The organism is Aeromonas sp. sia0103, assembly GCF_963895295.1.
GTDB classification, from domain to species: Bacteria; Pseudomonadota; Gammaproteobacteria; order Enterobacterales; family Aeromonadaceae; genus Aeromonas; species Aeromonas encheleia.
Genome location: NZ_CAWQKG010000013.1, coordinates 1 through 1,193 on the forward strand (window position 1 = coordinate 1; position 1,193 = coordinate 1,193).

Annotated in this window: 1 rRNA gene; it reads left to right on the forward strand. The window is 51.5% G+C overall.

Going from position 1 to position 1,193, the window contains the following annotated elements:
• Window positions 1-36: 36 nt before the first annotated feature.
• Window positions 37-1,193, forward strand: a 23S ribosomal RNA gene (locus tag AACW18_RS08385); the annotation flags it as partial.

The following is a 1,193-nucleotide window of genomic DNA, read 5'->3' on the forward strand; positions in this document are numbered from 1 at the left end:
GCCGTGCCGTTTCGACGACACTTCTTGGGGTTGTATGGTTAAGTGACTAAGCGTACATGGTGGATGCCTTGGCAGTCAGAGGCGATGAAGGACGTACTAACCTGCGATAAGCTGTGAGAAGTCGGTAAGAGACGCTATTACTCACAGATTTCCGAATGGGGAAACCCACCCAGCATAAGCTGGGTATCTATTACTGAATACATAGGTAATAGAGGCGAACCGGGAGAACTGAAACATCTAAGTACCCCGAGGAAAAGAAATCAACCGAGATTCCCTTAGTAGCGGCGAGCGAACGGGGATTAGCCCTTAAGTTTCTTGGAAGTTAGTGGAATGGTCCTGGAAAGGCCAGCGATACAGGGTGATAGCCCCGTACATGAAAACGACCTTGAAGTGAAATCGAGTAGGGCGGGACACGTGACATCCTGTCTGAATATGGGGGGACCATCCTCCAAGGCTAAATACTCCTGACTGACCGATAGTGAACCAGTACCGTGAGGGAAAGGCGAAAAGAACCCCTGTGAGGGGAGTGAAATAGAACCTGAAACCGTGTACGTACAAGCAGTGGGAGCCCTTCGGGGTGACTGCGTACCTTTTGTATAATGGGTCAGCGACTTACATTTTGTAGCGAGGTTAACCGTATAGGGGAGCCGTAGGGAAACCGAGTCTTAACTGGGCGTCTAGTTGCAAGGTGTAGACCCGAAACCGGGTGATCTAGCCATGGGCAGGTTGAAGGTTGAGTAACATCAACTGGAGGACCGAACCCACTAACGTTGCAAAGTTAGGGGATGACCTGTGGCTGGGGGTGAAAGGCCAATCAAACTCGGAGATAGCTGGTTCTCCCCGAAAGCTATTTAGGTAGCGCCTCGGACGAATACTACTGGGGGTAGAGCACTGTTTGGACTAGGGGGTCATCCCGACTTACCAACTCCATGCAAACTCCGAATACCAGTAAGTAATATCCGGGAGACACACGGCGGGTGCTAACGTCCGTCGTGAAGAGGGAAACAACCCAGACCGCCGGCTAAGGTCCCAAAGTTCTGGTTAAGTGGGAAACGATGTGGGAAGGCTCAGACAGCTAGGATGTTGGCTTAGAAGCAGCCATCATTTAAAGAAAGCGTAATAGCTCACTAGTCGAGTCGGCCTGCGCGGAAGATGTAACGGGGCTCAAACCAGGCACCGAAGCCGCGGATTCA